This window comes from Vibrio splendidus, from assembly GCF_003345295.1.
Taxonomy (GTDB): domain Bacteria; phylum Pseudomonadota; class Gammaproteobacteria; order Enterobacterales; family Vibrionaceae; genus Vibrio; species Vibrio splendidus_K.
In genome coordinates, this window is the sequence record NZ_CP031055.1 from 1,367,921 (window position 1) to 1,386,683 (window position 18,763).

The 18,763-nt window shown below is 42.7% G+C and carries 31 protein-coding genes and 2 pseudogenes; 32 read left to right on the plus strand and 1 reads right to left on the minus strand.

The genetic code is table 11. The annotated features are described in order from the left end of the window. Window positions 1-256: 256 nt before the first annotated feature. The 5 genes from DUN60_RS06050 (at window position 257) to DUN60_RS06070 (ending at window position 3,430) form a co-directional block, all read left to right on the plus strand. Window positions 257-724 (plus strand): ASCH domain-containing protein, encoded by a 468-nt coding sequence (locus tag DUN60_RS06050; RefSeq protein ID WP_114633486.1) that lies wholly within the window; start codon window positions 257-259, stop codon window positions 722-724. Between the two features lie 94 nt (window positions 725-818). Further along, entirely contained in the window at window positions 819-1,763 is a 945-nt protein-coding gene (locus DUN60_RS06055) for a D-2-hydroxyacid dehydrogenase family protein (RefSeq protein ID WP_114633487.1), read from the plus strand. A gap of 28 nt (window positions 1,764-1,791) precedes the next feature. Further along, entirely contained in the window at window positions 1,792-2,295 is a 504-nt protein-coding gene (locus tag DUN60_RS06060; protein ID WP_114634304.1) for an HAD family hydrolase, read from the plus strand. 112 nt (window positions 2,296-2,407) lie between these two features. Further along, a complete protein-coding gene (locus DUN60_RS06065) occupies window positions 2,408-2,788 on the plus strand; it encodes a SpoIIAA family protein (RefSeq protein WP_114633488.1) in 381 nt (126 codons plus the stop codon). A gap of 228 nt (window positions 2,789-3,016) precedes the next feature. After that, window positions 3,017-3,430: an NUDIX hydrolase gene (locus tag DUN60_RS06070; protein WP_114633489.1), complete on the plus strand. Its 414-nt coding sequence runs from the start codon at window positions 3,017-3,019 to the stop codon at window positions 3,428-3,430. 41 nt (window positions 3,431-3,471) lie between these two features. On the opposite strand, the gene DUN60_RS06075 is transcribed toward DUN60_RS06070, so the two are convergent. Next, entirely contained in the window at window positions 3,472-3,873 is a 402-nt protein-coding gene (locus DUN60_RS06075) for a YkgJ family cysteine cluster protein (RefSeq protein ID WP_054546373.1), read from the minus strand. A 207-nt stretch (window positions 3,874-4,080) separates the two neighbouring features. On the opposite strand from DUN60_RS06075, the gene DUN60_RS24540 reads away from it, so the two are divergent. The 27 genes and pseudogenes from DUN60_RS24540 to DUN60_RS06215 all read left to right on the plus strand — a co-directional run bounded on the left by DUN60_RS24540 (window position 4,081) and on the right by DUN60_RS06215 (window position 18,754). After that, window positions 4,081-4,242, plus strand: coding sequence for a hypothetical protein (locus tag DUN60_RS24540; RefSeq protein ID WP_167409361.1), 162 nt, complete (start codon window positions 4,081-4,083; stop codon window positions 4,240-4,242). Further along, window positions 4,242-4,940 carry a pseudouridine synthase gene (locus tag DUN60_RS06080; protein WP_114633490.1) on the plus strand — a complete coding sequence of 233 codons (699 nt, stop codon included), beginning with the start codon at window positions 4,242-4,244 and terminating at the stop codon, window positions 4,938-4,940. Before DUN60_RS24540 ends, DUN60_RS06080 begins: the two co-directional genes overlap by 1 nt. 65 nt (window positions 4,941-5,005) lie before the next feature. Next, window positions 5,006-5,380 (plus strand): VOC family protein, encoded by a 375-nt coding sequence (locus DUN60_RS06085; RefSeq protein WP_114633491.1) that lies wholly within the window; start codon window positions 5,006-5,008, stop codon window positions 5,378-5,380. Between the two features lie 96 nt (window positions 5,381-5,476). After that, on the plus strand, window positions 5,477-6,085 hold the full coding sequence (locus DUN60_RS06090; RefSeq protein ID WP_114633492.1) for a sugar O-acetyltransferase: 609 nt from the start codon (window positions 5,477-5,479) through the stop codon (window positions 6,083-6,085). A gap of 159 nt (window positions 6,086-6,244) precedes the next feature. After that, window positions 6,245-6,591, plus strand: a pseudogene (locus tag DUN60_RS06095) (hypothetical protein). 434 nt (window positions 6,592-7,025) lie between these two features. Beyond that, on the plus strand, window positions 7,026-7,439 hold the full coding sequence (locus DUN60_RS06105; RefSeq protein WP_017078097.1) for a GFA family protein: 414 nt from the start codon (window positions 7,026-7,028) through the stop codon (window positions 7,437-7,439). A 235-nt stretch (window positions 7,440-7,674) separates the two neighbouring features. Then, window positions 7,675-7,926 (plus strand): hypothetical protein, encoded by a 252-nt coding sequence (locus DUN60_RS06110; RefSeq protein WP_004733888.1) that lies wholly within the window; start codon window positions 7,675-7,677, stop codon window positions 7,924-7,926. Between the two features lie 159 nt (window positions 7,927-8,085). Continuing rightward, on the plus strand, window positions 8,086-8,295 hold the full coding sequence (locus DUN60_RS06115; RefSeq protein ID WP_114633493.1) for a DUF3955 domain-containing protein: 210 nt from the start codon (window positions 8,086-8,088) through the stop codon (window positions 8,293-8,295). A gap of 218 nt (window positions 8,296-8,513) precedes the next feature. After that, complete coding sequence (locus DUN60_RS06120) at window positions 8,514-8,990, plus strand: GNAT family N-acetyltransferase (protein WP_114633494.1); 477 nt, start codon at window positions 8,514-8,516, stop codon at window positions 8,988-8,990. A gap of 61 nt (window positions 8,991-9,051) precedes the next feature. Then, window positions 9,052-9,669: an RraA family protein gene (locus DUN60_RS06125; RefSeq protein ID WP_114633495.1), complete on the plus strand. Its 618-nt coding sequence runs from the start codon at window positions 9,052-9,054 to the stop codon at window positions 9,667-9,669. Between the two features lie 80 nt (window positions 9,670-9,749). Beyond that, entirely contained in the window at window positions 9,750-10,238 is a 489-nt protein-coding gene (locus tag DUN60_RS06130; protein WP_114633496.1) for a GNAT family N-acetyltransferase, read from the plus strand. 18 nt (window positions 10,239-10,256) lie between these two features. Then, window positions 10,257-10,418 (plus strand): annotated as a pseudogene (locus DUN60_RS06135) (MBL fold metallo-hydrolase); the annotation flags it as partial. A 9-nt stretch (window positions 10,419-10,427) separates the two neighbouring features. Continuing rightward, window positions 10,428-10,985, plus strand: coding sequence for a nucleotidyltransferase family protein (locus DUN60_RS06140; RefSeq protein WP_114633497.1), 558 nt, complete (start codon window positions 10,428-10,430; stop codon window positions 10,983-10,985). 25 nt (window positions 10,986-11,010) lie between these two features. Next, complete coding sequence (locus tag DUN60_RS06145; protein ID WP_114633498.1) at window positions 11,011-11,427, plus strand: nucleotide triphosphate diphosphatase NUDT15; 417 nt, start codon at window positions 11,011-11,013, stop codon at window positions 11,425-11,427. 45 nt (window positions 11,428-11,472) lie between these two features. Next, window positions 11,473-11,811, plus strand: coding sequence for a GFA family protein (locus tag DUN60_RS06150; RefSeq protein ID WP_114633499.1), 339 nt, complete (start codon window positions 11,473-11,475; stop codon window positions 11,809-11,811). Between the two features lie 400 nt (window positions 11,812-12,211). Beyond that, complete coding sequence (locus tag DUN60_RS06160; RefSeq protein ID WP_114633501.1) at window positions 12,212-12,619, plus strand: bleomycin resistance protein; 408 nt, start codon at window positions 12,212-12,214, stop codon at window positions 12,617-12,619. 73 nt (window positions 12,620-12,692) lie between these two features. Continuing rightward, window positions 12,693-13,127, plus strand: a complete 435-nt coding sequence (locus DUN60_RS06165) for a GNAT family N-acetyltransferase (RefSeq protein ID WP_114633502.1) — start codon at window positions 12,693-12,695, stop codon at window positions 13,125-13,127. Window positions 13,128-13,215: 88 nt separating this feature from the next. Beyond that, the gene (locus DUN60_RS06170; RefSeq protein WP_114633503.1) at window positions 13,216-13,572 is read left to right on the plus strand and encodes a hypothetical protein; all 357 of its coding nucleotides are present in this window, start codon (window positions 13,216-13,218) and stop codon (window positions 13,570-13,572) included. A gap of 36 nt (window positions 13,573-13,608) precedes the next feature. Further along, on the plus strand, window positions 13,609-14,079 hold the full coding sequence (locus DUN60_RS06175; RefSeq protein ID WP_114633504.1) for a GNAT family N-acetyltransferase: 471 nt from the start codon (window positions 13,609-13,611) through the stop codon (window positions 14,077-14,079). 80 nt (window positions 14,080-14,159) lie between these two features. Next, a complete protein-coding gene (locus DUN60_RS06180) occupies window positions 14,160-14,504 on the plus strand; it encodes a VOC family protein (protein WP_114633505.1) in 345 nt (114 codons plus the stop codon). A gap of 119 nt (window positions 14,505-14,623) precedes the next feature. Beyond that, on the plus strand, window positions 14,624-15,040 hold the full coding sequence (locus tag DUN60_RS06185; RefSeq protein ID WP_017061801.1) for a VOC family protein: 417 nt from the start codon (window positions 14,624-14,626) through the stop codon (window positions 15,038-15,040). Between the two features lie 52 nt (window positions 15,041-15,092). Then, complete coding sequence (locus tag DUN60_RS06190; protein WP_114633506.1) at window positions 15,093-15,506, plus strand: GNAT family N-acetyltransferase; 414 nt, start codon at window positions 15,093-15,095, stop codon at window positions 15,504-15,506. Window positions 15,507-15,586: 80 nt separating this feature from the next. Further along, window positions 15,587-15,994 carry a GNAT family N-acetyltransferase gene (locus DUN60_RS06195; RefSeq protein ID WP_114633507.1) on the plus strand — a complete coding sequence of 136 codons (408 nt, stop codon included), beginning with the start codon at window positions 15,587-15,589 and terminating at the stop codon, window positions 15,992-15,994. 67 nt (window positions 15,995-16,061) lie between these two features. After that, window positions 16,062-16,643 carry an HD domain-containing protein gene (locus DUN60_RS06200; protein WP_114633508.1) on the plus strand — a complete coding sequence of 194 codons (582 nt, stop codon included), beginning with the start codon at window positions 16,062-16,064 and terminating at the stop codon, window positions 16,641-16,643. 122 nt (window positions 16,644-16,765) lie between these two features. After that, the gene (locus tag DUN60_RS06205) at window positions 16,766-17,152 is read left to right on the plus strand and encodes a hypothetical protein (RefSeq protein ID WP_065205259.1); all 387 of its coding nucleotides are present in this window, start codon (window positions 16,766-16,768) and stop codon (window positions 17,150-17,152) included. Window positions 17,153-17,351: 199 nt separating this feature from the next. Further along, window positions 17,352-17,609: a hypothetical protein gene (locus DUN60_RS06210; protein ID WP_065205258.1), complete on the plus strand. Its 258-nt coding sequence runs from the start codon at window positions 17,352-17,354 to the stop codon at window positions 17,607-17,609. 140 nt (window positions 17,610-17,749) lie between these two features. Next, entirely contained in the window at window positions 17,750-18,754 is a 1,005-nt protein-coding gene (locus DUN60_RS06215; protein ID WP_114634305.1) for a S66 family peptidase, read from the plus strand. The last annotated feature ends 9 nt before the right edge of the window (window positions 18,755-18,763 follow it).

An 18,763-nucleotide genomic window follows, 5' to 3' on the forward strand; every position in this document is an offset into this window, starting at 1 on the left:
TGCTCAGTTACGAGGTACTAGTAACGAAATACGAAGAGCTAAAAGCACAGCCTAAAGGCGCTTTTAGCTCTTTTTACTTTTTGGCTCTTCTGGTACTGGCCTCGAAATCCAACCTATATTCTTCTTTCTCAGCCCACATTTTGATATTCACTCGGTTTACAGCAATAACCTGACTTGATAGGTTACTTCCGATGCAGTCAAATGCTTAATCTATAAGTATTTATCGGCTCAACTTAATATTGAATTTGGAAAGATCATGGAAAAAAGAAGTAGAGCTTATCTTGATAGCTACCTCAACACATTGCCAGCAGACGTTGCTTCGCAATACACCTCCTTTAGTGCTGATTATTACTGCGCCGACGAGTACAACGCCAACCTCTGCGCGCAGTTGATTTTGAAAGGTGAAAAACAGGCGTCCTGCGGCCTTGAACACTGGTATACCCATGAAGGCGAGACGAAACCCATAGTTGGTCACTTGCAAGTCGTCACCGATTGGGATGGTGAGCCCGTCTGTATTGTTGAGATCACGTCGGTGTCGTCGTGCAAATACAACGAAGTGAGTGCGGAGTTTGCTGCTGCAGAAGGCGAGGGTGACAAAACACTAGAATGGTGGAGAAAAGCACACTGGAATTTCTTCTCACGTGAATGTGAAGAACTCAAGATCTCACCAAGTGAAGACATGTTACTTATGTTAGAGCGTTTCAAAGTGGTTTATCAACAGTGAACTCCCCAGTGAGTGCCATGTTGAATCACGAGGCATGGCACTTTAGTCTTCGTTTGAACAATACAAGATAACTAACAATCACAAGGAGAGTGATGTGAAAATAGCGATATTGGATGACTACCAGAACGTTGTTAAAGACCTCGATTGCTTCAACAAACTCGAACAACACGATGTCACTGTATTTACCGAGACTTACTCAGAGCAAGAGCTCGTCGCTAAGTTGGACTCGTTTGAAGCCATTGTGCTCATTCGTGAAAGAACCGAGATCACCGAAACTTTGTTATCGCAACTCCCAAACCTCAAGCTTATTAGCCAGACGGGCAAAGTGAGTAACCATATCGACCCGCAAATGTGCGAACGATTTGGTGTTACTGTGTTAGAAGGCCGAGGCTCGCCAGTCGCACCCTCTGAATTATGCTGGGCGTTGATTATGGCTGCATCGCGCCACATTCCCACTTACGCTTCAAACCTTAAACAGAACCAGTGGCAGGATTCTGGCTCGCTAGGGTTAGGTCGAACTTTGAAGGGCTTGAAGCTAGGTATTTGGGGCTACGGAAAAATCGGAAAATGCATTACACAATATGCCCAAGTATTTGGGATGTCTGTCGTAGTGTGGGGTAGCAAAGCTTCACGCGATCAAGCACAAACAGATGGCTTCGAAGCCGCAACAACCAAACAAGACTTCTTTAGAGAAGTTGATGTGCTTTCTTTGCATTTGCGTTTGAATGATGTCACCAGAGGATGTGTTACGGCACACTACCTTAGCTTGATGAAGCCGGACTCACTGTTTGTGAACATCAGCCGTGCCGAGTTAGTCGAACCGATGGCCTTGTATCATGAACTACGCGAGATAACGACCAAAACTGCCGCTATTGATGTGTTCGATTGTGAGCCAGTAACAACAGACACCGAACCGTTATTGTCCTTACCAAACGTTACTGCGACTCCACATTTGGGCTATGTTGAACAAAATAGCTACGAACTCTACTTCGATATCGCCTTCGACAACATTCTGTCCTATCAAAGAGATGGCCTATAAAGGCGCGATGACTAATGCAGGAGGCAAGATGACAAAGCTAATCGAATTAACAGAAATAGTCTTATTCGACTGGGGCAATACGCTGATGGTCGATTTCTCAGACGCACAAGGGAAGATGTGTGACTGGGAAACCGTACAAGAAGTGAGTGGTGCTCGTGCATTACTTGCTGAACTCTCCAAAAATCATCAAGTCTATGTTGCCACCAATGCCGGTGATTCAAGTAAAAACGACATCATTCGAGCCTTTGAGCGTGTTGGCTTGTCTCAATATATCTTGGGTTATTTTTGTAAGGCGAGCATTGGCTTTTCTAAGTTCGAACCGGAGTTCTATCCCGCCATCATTTCTAAGCTCGGTGTTGAACCACAACACATCACAATGGTGGGTGACACCCTAAAGAAAGACATTTACCCAGCACTTGAAGCGGGTTTGCAAGCGGTGTGGTTGAATACGGAAGGAGTTGAGCTTAAGTCAGAGCATCCGAATGTCATGCAAGTTCAATCCCTAAGCGAACTGTTGGAGAAGTGCGATTAACTACTTGATATTAAGTTCAGATAAAGCGCTTGTCCGTTTTGACGCCAACTTCTCATCTCTTTGTTATTTAATCCTCTAAGCTAAGTCTAGTTTCCACTATGAGGGCTAGGCTATGAATATCGAACGTCACGGAATATCGTTTGGAATTGAACGTGTTAGTGGTGAAACCATTGTTGTGTTTAAAGCGAAAGGTAAACTCACACATGATGACTATCAAGCAATGATGCCAATTCTAAATACCACGCTAGAAGAACTCGATTCATCCGAACTCAAGATGCTTGTCGACATCTCCACTTTAACGGGATGGGAGTTGCGTGCTGCTTGGGATGATTTCAAATTGGGATTAGAGCTCAATTCGAAGATAGACAAAATCGCGATTTATGGTGATAAAAGCTGGCAAGAATTCGCTTCAAAAGTAGGGGGCTGGTTTGTGTCCGGTGAGATAAAGTCATTCGAAGAGCATGACTCTGCGCTTCAGTGGCTAGTCGATTGATACTATTCGCGGGCAGCTAGAAGTAGTTCGTAAACATCGCCAATGACAGTTGATGAGCATTGTGCTTAAAGGCTGTCATTTTTTGTTTTGACTATGATATTTCCTATTCGATTCAATAGAGTATATTCATTCCAGCGTGTAACATACGCAGGCTTGGTTTGGTCGTGACTAATAACGCGGCCAGATTCAGTAATAACGAGAACTAAAACAGAAATAAGGTCTAACGACATGCATAAGGTAATTGATAAGCTGGCTTGGATATTCATCAAAGACGGCAAGTTGTTGATGGTGAGATCAAAAGGCAAAGAACTGTTCTATCTACCGGGTGGTAAGCGTGAAGCTGGCGAAAGTGATGAGCAAGCACTGGTTCGCGAAATCAAAGAAGAGATCTCGGTAGATTTGGTGCCTGATTCCATCAAATACGTTGAGACGTTTACAGGCCAAGCTGACGGTAAAGCAGAAGGCGTATCGGTGCAATTGACTTGTTATCTTGCTGATTATACTGGCGAACTGTCTCCAGATGCCGAAATTGAAGAGCTTAAGTTTGTGGATGGCAACGACAGAGCAGTATGTTCACTGGCGGCACTGGTTGCGCTTGATTGGTTAGAAGAGAACCAGTATTTACCACTTATCAGTAAATAATGGTTCGTTAATACAAAACGACTGTTTATATAGATCAGTGCTTATGAAAAGCTTGAAGGGCGACTGTCTTTCATCAGAATGTCGAGTTTTCTTTGAGCTTTTTTCGTATCTTGTAGATCCACCACCTCAATCATTTCACACTCATCTCGTACCATCTCATTAATCAGGCTTGGATAGTGTCTGCAATCTTCTGGTCGGTCTAAGTAAATACTACAGGTGTACTTGGCTTGAGCCTTGGTGTCTTTCGTCGGAACCAGCTCCAGAAAAGGGCAGCGAGTTAAACGTTCGCCAGATTCAGGGTCAAACCATATCTCGCTTCCTCGAACATATTCAAAGATGTCTGGGTTGAACAACTCCCACAAATCAATCTCTTCTTGCGTTGCGGCAAGGTCACCATCTCCGTATTTGATACAGCATTTCCCGCATTGATTACAATTTTTCATTAGTGACTTCATTGGTTGGTGAGCTTTTATCATTTTACCACTGATAGGCGTGGCACGTTGACTTTGTTGTTCATGGTTAAACGGTTTCGGGAAGGAGCCTAAAATAGAAGTACTTAATATGACTTTAACTACCTAACACCACTCCAAACAAGGCTGTAAACAGTGATACAATTTGCGCCTAGTAAGTTATTAAAATAAGGCATAGAAATGAGAACCGTATACACCACCGAAGGCGATATCAACGCAAAGAAACAGAAAGACGCTTACCCAAAGTTAGCGCTATGTGATAACTGCGTTCGAGGTTATGTGGTGATTGCTCAAGGCGAACGTACCTACAAGCCATGCGCAAAATGTGGTGCTGACGATTAATGCGCCTTGATAAATACCTATGTAAAAGCACTGACCTAACCAAGCCTGAAGCGATTGAAAACATCCATAATGGCGAGGTGAACGTAAACAATAAAACAGTCACCGATGAATCGACTCAGGTTCATGAAAGCAACACCATCTTGTTAAATGGTACGCTTCTTAAGTTGCGAGAATTTCGATACCTTTTAATGCACAAGCCAGCGGGTACTATTTGCTCCAATATCGATGAGGTTTATCCTTCGCTGTTTAACTACATCGAGGTAGACAAAGCATCAGAACTGCACATCGCAGGGCGCTTAGATGCAGACACAACAGGCTTAGTCTTGATTACCGATGATGGGCGCTGGTCATTCAATATCACGCTGCCAACCAAGTCATGTAAGAAGGTCTATCGCGTGACATTGTCACGAGATATCAAAGACGATGTCGCTGGCAAGTTCAAAGCGGGCATTCAATTGCAAGGCGAGCAAAAACTGACGCGTCCGGCAGAGCTCGAAGTGATTACCAGTAAAGAAGTGCTGTTGACCATTACAGAGGGTAAGTTTCATCAAGTAAAACGAATGTTTGCCGCGGTAGGGAATCGCGTTGTTGGCCTTCACCGTGAACAGATTGGTGATGTTCGTTTAGATGTTGAAGCAGGCCAGTGGCGTTATTTAACCCAAGCCGAAGTCGACTCATTTCAGCAGGGCTCTGAATAAACGCTGTAACCACTTAAGGCGTTAAGCGTGGCAGGAGCAGAATATCAACCCTATAAGGATGTAGGATGGAAAACCTCAAAGTCTCAGAAATTAAGTCTTTCGTACCCACGAAAGACTTCGATTTATCTAAACGTTTTTACCAGTCAATCGGCTTCGAAGTGATGTCTGAATTTCACGATATCACCTATCTACGACACGGCAGTTGTGCCTTCCTTCTGCAAAATTTTTATGAACCTGCGCACTGTCACAATTACATGATGCACTTGCTGGTTGAAGACGTAAAAAGTTGGTATCAACACATCCAAAACTCTAATGTAGTGTCGGAATTTGAAGTTACTGTTTCCGAGGTTGTTGAGCAGCCTTGGGGAATGCTTGAGTTTTGTATCACTGACCCAAGTGGTGTGCTGTGGCGTGTGGCTGAAAACATCAGGCCGCGTTAATTCATCCAACTTGCATTGAGGCCAGTGAAAACTTCAAATTATTCATCTGTTTCTTTATTTATGCCGACATAAGGCAATGATCAAATAGGTTCAAACATGGATATAAAGGCTAAAATGCACAGCCAAGACGTTTACTATTGTGACGACGTTGATTTGGTTGCTGAGCAAATTCAATGCTTAGAAGTGCTATACGATTTCAACCACACTCGTCCGAGCGAAGGCGATAAACGACAGCAAATCATGAAGCAACTGTTCGCCGAAGTCGGTGAGGGCTGCTACATCGAGCCGCCATTACGCGCGAACTGGGGGCGTCACACCCACTTAGGCAACAACGTATACGTTAACTTCAATCTAACTCTGGTCGACGACACAGACGTATTCATCGGCGACAACGTGATGATTGCGCCTAACGTGACCATCGCCACTGGCACACATCCCATCAGCCCAGAACTCAGGCTAAAAGCAGCGCAGTTCAATGTTCCTGTTCGTATTGGCAACAACGTATGGCTTGGCGCACACACTGTCGTACTTCCCGGTGTCACCATTGGTGAAAACTCGGTTATCGGAGCGGGCAGCATAGTCACCAAAGACATCCCAGCTAATGTCGTCGCAGTCGGAAACCCATGCTGCGTGGTACGCGAAATCAACGAACGCGATCGAGAGTATTACCACAAAGACCACCGCATTCCTGATGAACTAAAGTAAGCGATTTTTCACACGCCTGAAATTAGCTGTGACATAACTCATTGTTATGCAATGGCTTAGTTGTATATTACTTGTGCATATTAGAAGCTAGACAGAATTAGTCAGTATTTAAGTGCAGAATTTTCTGTCTGATAGCTGTTATATGTACAGGGAGTTTCAATGAAGAGTTTTCTCAAAGGGATTTTAGCTTATCTTGTTGTGATTTCAGTAGCTCTGCTAATTTCTCGCAATTTTTTTAATTACCTATCCACAATAGACTTGGTTGACTACATTGCATATAGCGGTGTTTTACTTGTTGTATTGGCCGGCATTACATTTGATGGTAACAATCCAGCTAATCAAGACTTTTTGTCGTTAATGATTCATCGTGAACTTGTGTCCCGAACCAATGACTTTCAAGACGAAAGTAATAAAGTAATAAAGTAAGTTTTGCCGTTAATGTCGGATTGATAGGTATATTTTTACTTATTGCTAGTGGTGTAATTGCTTGGCAGATTAGTAAGTAAAACATATAACGAGGCGCCTAAATCTGATTCGTAAACGCGTGCCGAACTCGCTTCGCTCAGACATGGCACACATTCACTCACAGTTTGGCTAAGCGTTGCCTCGTCATTCTCCCCGAGTGAAAGTAACCATCGATATCTAGTATTAATAGTTTGTTTAGGTTCACGGTGCTTTTCTTAACTATTTGTTAGAGTGGCATTTCAGTGTGCACGGAGGTTTTATCATGGGAACTGTAATCGGTTTGGTGATTCTAGCTGCTATAGATTTGTATCTTTTTCGTAAAACAGGGCTTCATATTCATAAATGGATCTCTAAAAAGTATGCCGCGTATCTGTCGGATAAGGGAAACAAAAAATAGCCTTTTCTTATTAAGTCATCGGTATAAAAAGCGTTAGCTGTTATTAATTTTACACACATTACAAAGATTGGAGGATTCATGAAAGGTAAAGGAAAGTGCCTATGTGGCTCGGTTGAGTTGGAAGTAGAGTACGCCAGTAATGAATTGGGGGCTTGTCATTGTAGTATGTGTAGAAATTGGTCTGGCGGTCCGATGTTAGTCATTGATTGCGCTGACTCAGTTAAAATATCAGGTGAATCAAATGTAGTGAGATATAAGTCATCCGATTGGGCTGAGAGGGGGTTCTGCGGTAAATGTGGTACGCACTTGTTTTACTTTTTGGTGCCAAATAATCAGTATCACCTTCCTGTCGGGTTATTGATGCCTGGGGATGACTACAAGTTAACTCATCAAATATTCATCGATGAAAAGCCTGAATACTACGAATTTAAAAATGAAACACAAAATATGACTGGTGCAGAGGTTTTTGCCTACTTTGAAAGTAGAGAGTAGCACTTAGTTTTTATTAGCTTAAGACTAATTCACAAAGCTCGGCATTTTTTAGTTTCGGTCGAGTTTTGTGTTTGCGGTGCAATGGTTTCGGTCAGGTGGTAGCGTTGTTCACGCTTAATCTCCCAGCCTCAACCCCCAATTTGAAGTGCCTCGAAACTCGATTGTGTGAACTCCGAATAGCTGAATAGTTACTCTAATATACACTGAGTTTTCTAATGGCTCTTCGGGGGCGGAAATGACGGATATGGCAATATCAAGTTACCTTGGCTGGTTGTTACTTCTTATAGGTTGTTACCCTTTCTTGCTTGTTGGTGTCAGTATGTTTTTCTATGATGCAGAGCGTAAACAAGCATTAAGGTGGTTGAATGGAGTTAGTTTTCTATTGGCTGCATTCCTTCTTTACATGCATATGCAGACAGAAGTCATCTATGGTCGGGAACTGCTCGAAGCTTGGTATCGTGATAACCCAGAAGATAGGCCTCAATAAAAAGCACATAACAAGTGTTTATCATCCATTTCGGTATATAAGAGTGATGTCAGCCACTTCAAGCGGCGATAACACGTCTATCCAATTATGCTTATTGGAGTGAACCATGCTCTCTTATAAAGTGTCTGATATTTTAGATATTCAAATATTGAGGCTCCGATGAATTTTCTCCGTAAGTATAAAATCAGTTTCCTTTTCTGCGTTAGTGGTCTTTTGTGTTTCATTGCTTATAACACCATCGGTTCATACGTAGATGAAAATGGTGTGTTGGTTGAGCCATTCGGGCTTATTCCTCTATTTTGGCTTTTTGAGTTACTTGCGTTGCTGGCTTTGGTTGTAACCTTCGTTAGACACAGAAAGTGTCAGTAGACCAGTTAAGCTGCGAGTAAACGAAGATGTTTAGTTATCACAAACAACTTAGGCGCGATTCGGTACGCGTGGCATTTTGGGCATGCGGCGGTATTGGTGTTTCCACTCGTTTTAACCTAAGTGGGTTAGGTGTTAAATTTGAGAGCATTGGTAGCGTTGCCATCTGCTCAAGCGGGCGTTATGTTACTAATTGAATTCAACGTTTATAAAGGATGAACATGGTAGTACTTAGAGGAATGCGCCAAGACGAATATCCAGCTTATTGTCAGTATTTTATTGACGATTACAGTCAGGAAATAGCTAGAAACTATGGGCATTCTTTAGACGTTGCAGTCGAATTGGCAAAGAAGGACTTGCATCGCAGCTTCCCTAATGGACTAGAGGGCAATGAGCATTCGCTATTATGCATTGATGCTGAAGTCGATGGTGAATGTAAGCTTGTGGGTTACCTATGGCACTCAGTAAATATTGGGGATAAATCTACGTTTATCTATGACTTCTTCATTTCGAATGAACATCGAGGTCTAGGTTATGGTACTCAATCCATTTCTGCGTTAGAGACCCAATTACTCGCTATTGGTATCAATCAAATAAAACTGAGGGTCGCATATCATAATGAGCGGGCGCTTAAGTTGTATAAAGAAGTTGGCTTTGAGATTACCGGTTTCAATATGTCTAAGAAACTAAGCGGGTAGCCTAAATAGATAAAGCAACATACATAGACCGGCAGGTTTCATTCAAACATGGAGTGAAAATATGAAGTCAGACTTTTCAAAACTTGCGACAACCGATTACGGAAACATACTAAGTAACGACCACTTTATTAATTTTAGTATTGGTCCTCTTTGGCAGGGAATGCCGCCAATTTTTGGAGAAGCGTTTACTGTCCAGTTAACGTCTGGTGATAATTTAATGCTTCATTCAGCCATATACGAAGCACCAGAAGGTTCCATCATTGTAGTGGATGGAGTTGATAGCGAATATGCAGTAGCCGGTGGGAATGTATGCGCAGTCGCTAAGAGTCGAGGTATCAAAGGTTTTATTATTGATGGTGTCATTCGAGATTTGAGTGAAATTTCAGATATGAAGTTTCCAGTTTTTGCGAAAGGTGTTCATCCAGTACCGGGAAAGAAAGAGATCTATTCTGAATTGGGCGCTCCGATCTCTTGCGGGGGAGCAAAGGTCTCTACGGGAGATATCATTGTTGCTGATGTAGAGGGTATTGTCGTTATTCCTAAATCAAGAAAAGATGAAGTGTTTCTAATGGCTTCAAAGAAAGCAAGTGACGAAGCTTCATTAACACTCGCTGAGTGGGAAGCGAGTCATAGGGCTAAGATAGCCAAAGCAATAACGTCTGCGAAACAAAAAACTTAATTGGTGCAGCAAGTTGATTTGTAATGCGTGGCATTTGTCATCAATTAACAGGCGTTAGGCGACAACGAATAAATTCATCCATGGAGAAGAGAGTGATCGTAAGGACTGCGACGAAAGAAGACTCAAGTGTCTTGTTAGAGTTTATTGAACAAAAAGCTGACTTTGACCGGAGTATGAAAGGGTTTAGTGGTGAAATCTCGACAACTATAGAGAAAATCGAACGCACATTATTTGGTGATTACGCATTTGCCCATGCATTAATATTGGAACGGAATTGTGAGCCTTTTGGCTTCGCACTGTATCACGATCGATATTCATCCTTCAGTGGAGAGCCATCAATCTGGCTTGACGACCTAATGGTTACAGGAAATCAAAGATCAAAAGGGTATGGCCGTGAACTTATGTTGGCTTTAAAGTCACAAGCGGAGTCATCATATGCCTCTCACATCTCATGGACGGCAAGTCCACATAATAAGAAAGCGCATGATTTCTACAAAAGGTTGGGTGCAGAGGTTGAGCGAATGGATGGTCAAAGACCTTATTTCCGTTGGGCAATGTGCGATTCGTAAATGAATCAAAAGGGAACTATGAAAATAACGACGCTGGTTGATAACTCTCGACTGGATAACAGGAAAGATTTAGCCGTTGAGCGCGGACTATCACTGCATATTGAAACTGAATCGCTAAAGATCTTGTTCGATATGGGAAGTGGCGATACGTTTTGTCAAAACGCACCATTACTGGGTGTTTAAGTCACGATGAATAAACAAAAACTAAAGAACCTCATTCAACAAGTTCCTGAGCTAATCGAAACAGCCAACGTATGTCGTGAGGTGGGCTTGCCAAACTTCTATATTGCAGGCGGTGCTATCACTCAAATCATCTGGAATGATATCGAAAACAAACCGCTTCTAGACCAAGTCAAAGACTTCGATGTTGTCTATTTCAATAGTACCTCAGCTATCACCGAAGATGAGTTCAAAAACCGCATTCGTTCGCGGTTAAGTCATTGTGTCGACGTGGACGTAAAGAACCAAGCGACCATTCATGAGCATTACGCTAAGAAGTTCGGTTGCTTCATTCAACCGTACGTACGTGCGGAGCAAGGTATCGAGTCTTGGCTCTCTGCGTTTGCTATCGGGTTTACTCTGGATGATTCAGGCGATATCAAGTTGTTTGCACCATACGGTGTAGAGGACGCGTTTGATATGCTGATTAAACCGAATAAGCGAGCAATGGTAGAAGCGAACTACAACAAAATGACCGCTGGTTATAAGGCCCGATGGCAGCAAGTAAAAGTGCTCCCTTGGGGTTGATTGATAGAATGTTAAGGAGTTTTAAGTGAGTCAGGAAGTAAGGGTAGGTGTAGCTGCGGTTATTCTACGTGAAGGGCGAGTGCTACTTGGAGAACGAATTGGTTCTCATGGGGCTCATACTTGGGCAACGCCGGGCGGACACCTTGAGTGGGGTGAGAGCATTGAAGAGTGTGCCAAACGCGAAACACTCGAAGAGACTGGCTTAGTTGTTAGTGCATTTGAGAAGCTAACTTTTACCAATGATATTTTTGAGAAAGAGAACAAGCACTATATAACGCTGTTTGTTGTTGCTTCTGACACAAGCGGAGAGCCTCAGGTGATTGAGCCTGATAAATGTAAGCAATGGGAATGGTTTAAACTAGATGAGTTACCTGAACCACTGTTTCTTCCTCTGACGAATTTGCTTAACGATCCGGTCATCCTTGGGAAGTTAGCGCAGTAAAACAAATTGTTAGGCCGTTGCTATGTGAATACAGGGAGTAATCAAATGGAATTAAAGTGTCACTGTGGAAATGTGAGCTTAGATCTGAGCTCGCTTCCAGACGAAGTCGGGGAGTGTAATTGTTCTATCTGTCGTCGTTATGCTGCCGTTTGGGCGTATTTTTCTCCGGAGCAAGTTCAAATCAACTTGAGCGATAAAACTGAGTTTTATTGTTGGGGCGATAAAGAAGTCGAATTTCATCGCTGCAAGTTGTGTGGATGTTTAACGCATTACGTAACGACAGAGAAATGCTCCGCAGATATCTTGGCTGTGAACATGAGAATGGCCGAAAATGAAGTGCTTGCAAGCATCCCAGTTCGTAAGATCAACGGCGCAGCGTACTAAGTCAACTAACAAGGTACTTTCACTACGCCTTGCAGTATTGAAACGGTAGATTTGGTCGTATTAAGGAGAAGTTCGATGTTCAAGTGTCCAAATTGTGGGGCGTCGGTTTCTATTAAAGAGAAATCGAAGCTACATCCTTCCAAGCACATGCCATGTAAACAATGCGCTCAAGTATTGAAGCCTTTTACTATTTATTACTATTCACTCTTTTTTATTGCCCCTTTTACGGTTTCGATTTCAATGAATTATGCAGGGTTTAGCACTTTAGGTGCCATGGTGCTTACTTTTACATTGTTTTACGTGCTGTTAGTGTGTCAGCCAATAAAGAAAGTAACGCAATAGCCCTCTAGCATTAAAAGCAGATGACTAATCAGCAATAAAATAATGAGACAGGTAAATCATGACATTACGAGTAGTTCCAGAGCTTTATTGTTTCGATATTAATGTGAGCAAATCCTTCTTTGTCGATGTGTTGGGGTTTGAAGTGAAATACGAGCGCCCAGATGAAGAGTTTGTTTATCTAACGCTTAATGGTGTTGATGTGATGCTTGAAGGGATTGCGGGAAAAAGTCGAAAATGGCTTTCAGGTGATCTGGAGTTTCCGTTAGGGCGTGGTGTTAACTTCCAATGGGATGTTATCGATATCGAACCTCTATATCAGAGAGTTAACGAAAGCGCCGCTGATTCTATTTACTTAGCGTTAGAGTCAAAGTCTTATCAATGTGGGGATTCGATCGCGACTCAGAAGCAGTTCATCGTTCAAACTCCTGACGGTTATCTCTTTAGGTTCAGCCAAGATATTCGTTAACACATAAATATTATTGGTTACTTACTACGAGAAACATGGCTAACTAAGTACCTGCTTAAACAAGGAGAGTAGAGTGGTCAACATTCGGGAAATGGCAATTTCAGATTACGACTCAGTGATCGCGTTGTGGTGCCAGACAGAAGGCATGAGTATTCGAGATTCCGATTCGAAAGAAAGCATTGCGAGCTATTTAGATCGTAACCCCGGTCTGAGTTTTGTGGCTGAAAGTAACAGCGAGATCATTGGCGCTGTCTTGGTCGGAACGGATGGACGTCGTGGGTATTTACAACATTTAGCTGTCTCGGCCAACTTCAGAGGGCAAAAGTTAGGTTGTAAGCTTGTCGCAGAGGCGGTCAACGCACTTGCAGGGCTAGGTATCCCCAAGACTCACTTGTTTGTTTATAACGACAACATCAATGCTCAACAGTTTTACGAAAAGTTGGGCTGGTTTCCTCGAGATGAAGTTCGAATGTACTCGTTTAATAGCTCGGATAATAGTAACGTTTAGCCTTATAAGTTAGCGTTGGCTGAGCTTGAATTTGCAACAGGTTCGCGCGCATCCGTCTAATATCAAAAAATCCTTGGAGTATTTAGAAATGTTGTTTTCTAGTCTGTCTAAATCATTGGTTCATGGCTCCGAGTTATGTTCTGAGCTACTCAATTTCTTAACCGAGCATAAGAGTGACTTTGAAGAAAAGTTAATCCCAGATCTGTCATACATCGATGATATGGCACATGTGGTGAACGGCATTAAAATCAAAGACGTTCTACACATCAATTCGAATCAATACCGACTTCAATATTCGTTTGATTGGGAGCTATTTCTCGGCTGTTCAGATAGAAACGAAACCGGTGTAGAGAATGGAAGTGTGCTATTCACTCTTGAGGACAATAATGTTCTTAATATCAACTTCCCAAACTACGGTTCTCGAGATACTAGCGATGAGCTTTAGTCGGTTTTTCGTGCGTGTTGTATAGAAGGAACAACAATGATAGCTATCGAAAAGCTTGAAGAATCACATATGGCGTTAGTTCAGGCCATCCAACTCGCCGATGAACAGGTTAAGTTCGCTGGCACAGCTGCGGAGTTTTTATTAGACGGCAGTGCAACGACGCACTTGCACGTGATTAAGTCTGATAACGAAGTTGTTGGTTTCTTTAAGCTTGATATCGCTTACGCAGATTCTTATGAGTTTTGCCCTGAAGGAAGCATTGGGTTAAGAGCTTTTGTGCTTGATAAAAATCAGCAAGGTAAAGGTTTAGGAACAGGCACGGTGAAGGCATTGTTTCCGTATTTACAAGCGAATTACTCAGCGTATGAGTCGATTTATTTAACCGTGAATTGCAAAAATCCCGCAGCATTTAACTGTTATCAGAAAGGTGGCTTCGAAGATACCAATGAACAGTATTTAGGTGGCGCAGCAGGCCCGCAATTTATCATGCGCGGTCGAATCGCTTAGTTCTGATTAACTGTTGATGAGAAATACCTGCACAGCTGTCTGCAGATTAAGAGTCTTAAAAAATACGAAAAGGAAATTTGATGAAAGTTCAATACCTTGAAGTGGTTACTCCAGGAGTCGATGTTGTTTGTGCAACATACGCTCAGCTCTATAACGTGAAATTCAGTGGTGCTGATGTGAACCTTGGTGGGGCGCGCACTGCAAAGCTATCTAATGGTGGGGTAATAGGTATTCGAGCACCGCTTAGTGAAACTGAAGAACCAACTGTTCGACATTACACGCTGGTTGAGGATATTCAGTCTGCAGTAAATGCAGCCGAGAAACTAGGCGCCGAAATCGCAGTACCGCCAGTAGAGTTACCACGTCACGGCATGTGTGCAATTGTTATTCAAGGTGGCGTCGAGCTCGGATTCTGGGAATTATAGGTGATACATAGCCTTTAGATTGTGAAGGACGAGATACTGCGATTTATGATACGACACCTAGTGTCTTTGCCGGCTTCATGGCATCATTCCACGCAGCTAAAACCCCAACAAGGTATGTTATGAAACAGAATATTGTCCACATTGCACTCGTGGTAAAAGACTACGATGAAGCGCTTGATTTCTATGTAAACAAGCTTAAGTTTGATCTCATCGAAGACACGTATCTACCAGAAGAAGATAAGCGCTGGGTTGTTGTTGCTCCACCAAATTCAACCGGTGTGAGCCTGTTACTTGCTAGAGCTTCCAAGCCAGAGCAACTTGATTTCATCGGCAACCAAGCTGGTGGACGTGTATTCCTATTCTTAAACACCGATGACTTCTGGCGTGATTACGAACGCATGACATCTTTGGGTATTAACTTTGTCCGAGAGCCAAAAGAGCAAGGCTACGGTACCGTTGCTGTGTTTGAAGATCTTTACGGTAACTTGTGGGATCTGCTTCAGTTAAACCCTGAACACCCTATGGCTAATAGGTAGAATAGCTTAGTCAACAACCCTAATTCTAGTCATACGGATTGACAGGAGCGACATGGAAGTCACAAAGTATCATCCCAAGTATTTAACCGCTTTACAGGCAATCTATTTAGAATCGAGACAGAAAACCTTTCATTGGGCTGATACTAACGGTTTTAAGTTATCCGATTTCGACTTAGATACAGAAGGTGAGCAAATATGGGTCGCTGTTTCTGGCAATAAGGTTTTAGGTTTTGCCTCTATTTGGATACCTGAAAGCTTCATCCATCACCTCTATGTTTGCCCGCGAACGCTACGTTCTGGGGCTGGTTCTGCTTTACTCAATACCAGCAAACAACATTACTCTGGTCTGACATTGAAGTGTTTGACTGCCAATGAAAATGCGATTGGCTTTTATCAGTCGCAAGGCTTTGTTATCTCGTCCACAGAGGGAGAGGGATTAGAGCGTTATCACTTAATGACTTACTAAGCTTGGTAATAATAAGCTTAGTAATAACAAGCCCTGCAATTACAACAAGGGTAATCAAGTCGGGAGTTTAAACAGAGAATATGGAAATAAAACAGCTTTCAGCGATTGAGGTACTTCCGGTTAGGCATCAAGTGCTTTGGCCTGATAAACCGATGTCGTTTTGCATGGTGCCAGATGACGAACAAGCAACGCATTACGGCGCGTTTGTTGGTGAGCTGCTGGTATGTGTCGCATCTATCTATATTCAAGACAATGAAGCTAGGTTGAGAAAGTTTGCTACGCTGCCTGAATTCCAAGGGCAGGGAATCGGTTCCAACGTGATTGAGCATGCGATCTCTAACCTCAAAGATTTAAACATCCAATACTTTTGGTGCGATGCACGTACAACGGCTTTAGGTTTTTATCAAAAGTTTGGGATGGCTGTAGAAGGCTCTGAATTTGAAAAATCGGGTGTCGCGTATTACAAAATGTCGGTTGATTGGGAGTAACGGTTCTCTGTAGCTCTGTTAACCCTCCGTATCGCCAAATCATCAACTTAAGTTAAGGAAGCTCATCGTGGAAGAAATAAAAGGCATTCTGCAATTCATGGTCGAAATTGAAAAATTAAAGGATGTTCATCGACAAACAAAGCCAGTTGGATTGGCTCGATATGAAAACTCCGCTGAGCACAGTTGGCATGTCTGTTTGAGCGCGCTCATGTTGAAAGGCTATGCCAATGAAGAAATCGATATTACGCGAGTGATGAAGATGTTGCTGATTCATGACCTTGGGGAAATCGATGCCGGAGACACCATCATTTATGCCAGTGAAACCGAAGAAAACAAGCTCAAAGAGAGAAACTGCGTCGAGCGCTTGCTGAAATCATTGCCGAGCCATTTAAGCACTGAGTACTTGGATCTATGGCTTGAGTTCGAAGCGGGTGAGTCACCGGAAGCCAGATTTGGTAAGGCGATCGATAGAGTGCCACCTTTGCTTCATAACATCCATGGAGGCGGTCACAGCTGGAAGAAGCACAACATATCTAAAGATAAAGTACTGACCTTTAATGGCGAGCGTATTTCTAAAGGCAGTCGTGCTCTATGGAAAGAGCTAGAAGTGCAACTTGAAGGGGCTGCGGACAAAGGGCTATTAAAGTAAAAATTAACTATCTTGCCAAGGAATGACAAAGAAGTTTCAACCTAACAACGTTTAAATTAAACTCGAGAATTCATAGTGTTACTTCAGCGTAGCAAGCCCATTGTTAAAGGAATAAGAACCACATGAAAACCACTGCTTTAGCTTTATTGTTGCTTAGTGTTTCTGGTAGTGCATTTGCAACCAATATTGAAGCGATCGATTACCAAGTGTCGGTCACTATCGAGGATTCTGAATCAAAACTCAACTTCCCAACCTTTAAGTTCGACTCTTTCGGACAGGAAGTCTCATCTCAAATTGAAGAATGCATTTATTCGGGTGTTCTTTCTAAGCATGAAGCTAACGCTATTCTATTAGAGGCCAAAATGTCATGCGATTATGAAAATGGTGAGTCTAGTCGTGAGATGCCTGTTTTTATTCTTGATAAAGAGGGTGGAGAAGCAAGTATCGGGCTTGGAGAAGATGAAGCAAACCTGTGGAAATACACGGTTCTAATTAAAGCGCTTAACTAAATTTCAAACGATACACGGTTACTCTTTTTGTTCTGCTATTGAACACCGCAATGCCAATTAAAGTAGATGCATGACACATGGTATTATCTTGTGTCTCATTTCTTTCTAATAAAACTCTAATGGACAACAATAAGTTCGAGAACCGAGTGATAAGTTGTTAGTATGCATAAACTTTATAAATATTAGTTGGTTTATATAAATGCTTGATAATAAGTATATTAAACACCCTTATCACTGTGAACAGTGCAACGCACTGACCCCACACCTTGCAGTTAACTCTTCCGATGCTGAATCTAAAGCGGACGCTGAATCTGAAAAAAAACAATGGAAGTTAGGCGTGTTGATGGAGTACCTGATGACGTTATTGTTTAAAGGTGACAATAACGTTCCCGGTTTTTATGTCGACAGTGATTATGAATACCAATGTGAAAAGTGTGGGACTAAGTCGTGGCATTAATTGGGTATGAAAATTTGATTCAACCCTAATTTTCGAGCGCTAATCCCCAAAATCAATTAGCTTAAAGAACTAGTTAGCTTTAATAATTAATGAGTTTCAATCAGGCGTATTATTCTTACTTTGTTATGGAGGACAAACGAGTGATATACCCAAAAACTTTAAATATCGGTGACAAAATCGGATTTTTCTCACCGTCATCGCCTGCAACTGTCTTTGCTCCTAAACGGTTTGCTCGTTCTAAACGCTATTTGGAAGAGCAGGGCTTCATTCTGGTTGAAGGTTCGTTAACTGGAGAGTCAGAAGGGTATCGTTCTGGTTCCATTCAAGCACGAGCCGAAGAACTCAACCAGCTCATTCGAGACCCAGACGTGCGCTGCATTATGTCGACCATTGGTGGTAACAACAGCAACTCACTGTTGCCATACATCGATTATGATGCCCTTAGAAACGACCCTAAGATCATCGTCGGCTATTCAGATGCCACCGCATTACTGTTAGGCATCTACGCCAAAACTGGATTGGTGACTTTCTATGGTCCAGCACTCGTCGCGTCATTTGGTGAGTTCCCGCCGTTAGTCGACGAAACCTTCCAATCATTTACTGACATCTTATGTTCGGATTCAAGCCAACATCAGTACACGATGCCTGAGAGTTGGACGGACATCAAACACGACTGGGAAACTCAAGATTCGGCAAAGCCAGTTTACAATAACGAATGGCACTTCATGGGAATAGGTCAAGTAAGCGGTCGCGTGATTGGTGGCAATCTGAGTACCATGGCGGGGATTTGGGGCAGTGAATACATGCCAGAAATTCAGCCTGGCGATATTCTCCTTATTGAAGATTCACTAAAAGGCATTGAAGCGGTAGAGCGTTCATTCGCACACTTATTGGCTTGCGGAGTATTCGATAAAGTAGGCGCTATTGTACTCGGCAAACATGAGCTCTTTGATGACAAAGGGACAGGGCGAACACCCCTCGATGTACTTCTTGAAGTGTTGAACGGTAAAAATGTCCCGATCCTGTATGGCTTCGACAGTTGCCACACCCATCCTATGCTAGTCACGCCACTAGGTGTGCAAGGCACTATTGATTTTGATGACCAGACATTCAAGCTTCAAAGCCAATGGTTAGCGTCGAGTTAGCCTAAACTG

Bases quoted from the DNA above. Each gene is read 5' to 3' on its own strand.
- DUN60_RS06050 (WP_114633486.1), top strand. From the start codon at position 257: ATGGAAAAAAGAAGTAGAGCTTATCTTGATAGCTACCTCAACACATTG.
- DUN60_RS06060 (WP_114634304.1), top strand. From the start codon at position 1,792: ATGACAAAGCTAATCGAATTAACAGAAATAGTCTTATTCGACTGGGGC.
- DUN60_RS06065 (WP_114633488.1), top strand. From the start codon at position 2,408: ATGAATATCGAACGTCACGGAATATCGTTTGGAATTGAACGTGTTAGT.
- DUN60_RS06070 (WP_114633489.1), top strand. From the start codon at position 3,017: ATGCATAAGGTAATTGATAAGCTGGCTTGGATATTCATCAAAGACGGC.
- DUN60_RS06075 (WP_054546373.1), bottom strand. From the start codon at position 3,873: ATGAAAAATTGTAATCAATGCGGGAAATGCTGTATCAAATACGGAGAT.
- DUN60_RS24540 (WP_167409361.1), top strand. From the start codon at position 4,081: ATGAGAACCGTATACACCACCGAAGGCGATATCAACGCAAAGAAACAG.
- DUN60_RS06080 (WP_114633490.1), top strand. From the start codon at position 4,242: ATGCGCCTTGATAAATACCTATGTAAAAGCACTGACCTAACCAAGCCT.
- DUN60_RS06085 (WP_114633491.1), top strand. From the start codon at position 5,006: ATGGAAAACCTCAAAGTCTCAGAAATTAAGTCTTTCGTACCCACGAAA.
- DUN60_RS06090 (WP_114633492.1), top strand. From the start codon at position 5,477: ATGGATATAAAGGCTAAAATGCACAGCCAAGACGTTTACTATTGTGAC.
- DUN60_RS06105 (WP_017078097.1), top strand. From the start codon at position 7,026: ATGAAAGGTAAAGGAAAGTGCCTATGTGGCTCGGTTGAGTTGGAAGTA.
- DUN60_RS06110 (WP_004733888.1), top strand. From the start codon at position 7,675: ATGACGGATATGGCAATATCAAGTTACCTTGGCTGGTTGTTACTTCTT.
- DUN60_RS06115 (WP_114633493.1), top strand. From the start codon at position 8,086: ATGAATTTTCTCCGTAAGTATAAAATCAGTTTCCTTTTCTGCGTTAGT.
- DUN60_RS06120 (WP_114633494.1), top strand. From the start codon at position 8,514: ATGGTAGTACTTAGAGGAATGCGCCAAGACGAATATCCAGCTTATTGT.
- DUN60_RS06125 (WP_114633495.1), top strand. From the start codon at position 9,052: ATGAAGTCAGACTTTTCAAAACTTGCGACAACCGATTACGGAAACATA.
- DUN60_RS06130 (WP_114633496.1), top strand. From the start codon at position 9,750: ATGGAGAAGAGAGTGATCGTAAGGACTGCGACGAAAGAAGACTCAAGT.
- DUN60_RS06140 (WP_114633497.1), top strand. From the start codon at position 10,428: ATGAATAAACAAAAACTAAAGAACCTCATTCAACAAGTTCCTGAGCTA.
- DUN60_RS06150 (WP_114633499.1), top strand. From the start codon at position 11,473: ATGGAATTAAAGTGTCACTGTGGAAATGTGAGCTTAGATCTGAGCTCG.
- DUN60_RS06160 (WP_114633501.1), top strand. From the start codon at position 12,212: ATGACATTACGAGTAGTTCCAGAGCTTTATTGTTTCGATATTAATGTG.
- DUN60_RS06170 (WP_114633503.1), top strand. From the start codon at position 13,216: ATGTTGTTTTCTAGTCTGTCTAAATCATTGGTTCATGGCTCCGAGTTA.
- DUN60_RS06175 (WP_114633504.1), top strand. From the start codon at position 13,609: ATGATAGCTATCGAAAAGCTTGAAGAATCACATATGGCGTTAGTTCAG.
- DUN60_RS06180 (WP_114633505.1), top strand. From the start codon at position 14,160: ATGAAAGTTCAATACCTTGAAGTGGTTACTCCAGGAGTCGATGTTGTT.
- DUN60_RS06185 (WP_017061801.1), top strand. From the start codon at position 14,624: ATGAAACAGAATATTGTCCACATTGCACTCGTGGTAAAAGACTACGAT.
- DUN60_RS06190 (WP_114633506.1), top strand. From the start codon at position 15,093: ATGGAAGTCACAAAGTATCATCCCAAGTATTTAACCGCTTTACAGGCA.
- DUN60_RS06195 (WP_114633507.1), top strand. From the start codon at position 15,587: ATGGAAATAAAACAGCTTTCAGCGATTGAGGTACTTCCGGTTAGGCAT.
- DUN60_RS06205 (WP_065205259.1), top strand. From the start codon at position 16,766: ATGAAAACCACTGCTTTAGCTTTATTGTTGCTTAGTGTTTCTGGTAGT.
- DUN60_RS06210 (WP_065205258.1), top strand. From the start codon at position 17,352: ATGCTTGATAATAAGTATATTAAACACCCTTATCACTGTGAACAGTGC.